Source organism: Paramagnetospirillum kuznetsovii (genome assembly GCF_003284725.1).
In the GTDB taxonomy this organism is placed as follows: domain Bacteria; phylum Pseudomonadota; class Alphaproteobacteria; order Rhodospirillales; family Magnetospirillaceae; genus Phaeospirillum; species Phaeospirillum kuznetsovii.
In genome coordinates, this window is record NZ_PGTO01000060.1 from 1 (window position 1) to 944 (window position 944).

The 944-nt window shown below is 66.3% G+C and carries 1 protein-coding gene; it reads right to left on the minus strand.

Annotated elements, in window-relative coordinates; translation table 11 throughout:
• On the minus strand, positions 1-944 hold a 944-nt coding region (locus tag CU669_RS20930; RefSeq protein WP_205119537.1), incomplete at both ends, for a VCBS domain-containing protein.

A 944-nucleotide genomic window follows, 5' to 3' on the forward strand; every position in this document is an offset into this window, starting at 1 on the left:
GCCGCATTGGTCTCGGTCAGCGCCGCCGTGGCGCTGCTCAGCACCGCCGCGTCGTTGGTGCCCGTCAGGGTCACGGTGACGCTGGTGGTGGTGCCGTCGGCCGCAGCCACCGTGAAGCTGTCGCTCACAACCTGGTTGGCGGCAAGCTCGTTATGGGCACCGGCCTGATAGGACCAGGCACCATTGGCATCGACGGAGAAGCTGCCGTACTGGCCCGCCGTGCCGCTCTGCGCAACGAAGGTCGCCGCGCTGTCCACGTCGCTGATGGTCAGCTGGCCCGACGCCGACAGCGCCGCATTGGTCTCGGTCAGCGCCGCCGTGGCGCTGCTCAGCACCGCCGCGTCGTTGGTGCCGGTCAGGGTCACGGTAACGCTGGTGGTGGTGCCGTCGGCCGCAGCCACGGTGAAGCTGTCGCTCACAACCTGGTTAGCGGCAAGCTCGTTATGGGCACCGGCCTGATAGGACCAGGCGCCATCGGCATCGACGGAGAAGCTGCCGTACTGGCCCGCCGTGCCATTCTGCGCGACGAAATGAGCTTCACCGTGATCGATATCGCTGATGGTAAGGGTGCCACTTGTGGACAGAGCGGTATCGGCTTCGGTCAGGCTGATCGTTGCCGAACCGAGCACCGCCGCGTCATTGGTTCCGGTGATGACGACGCTCACCGTCTGGTCCACGGTGCCGCCGTTGCCGTCATCGAGGGTGACGGTGAAGGTCTCGGTCTTGGTCTCGCCAGCGGCCAGATACTGCACTGCGGCGTCATCGACGCTGTAGCTCCACGACACGCTGCCATTGGCGGCGCCCGCCTTCTCGCTGACCGAGGCGGTCAGGCCGCCGAGATTGCCCTCGGCGGACGCGACCGAGACGGTGTGGCTGTCGATCAGGTCCACATCATTGAAGGCAATGGTGCCGGTGCTGCTCAGAGTGCCATTCTCGGTCACCGC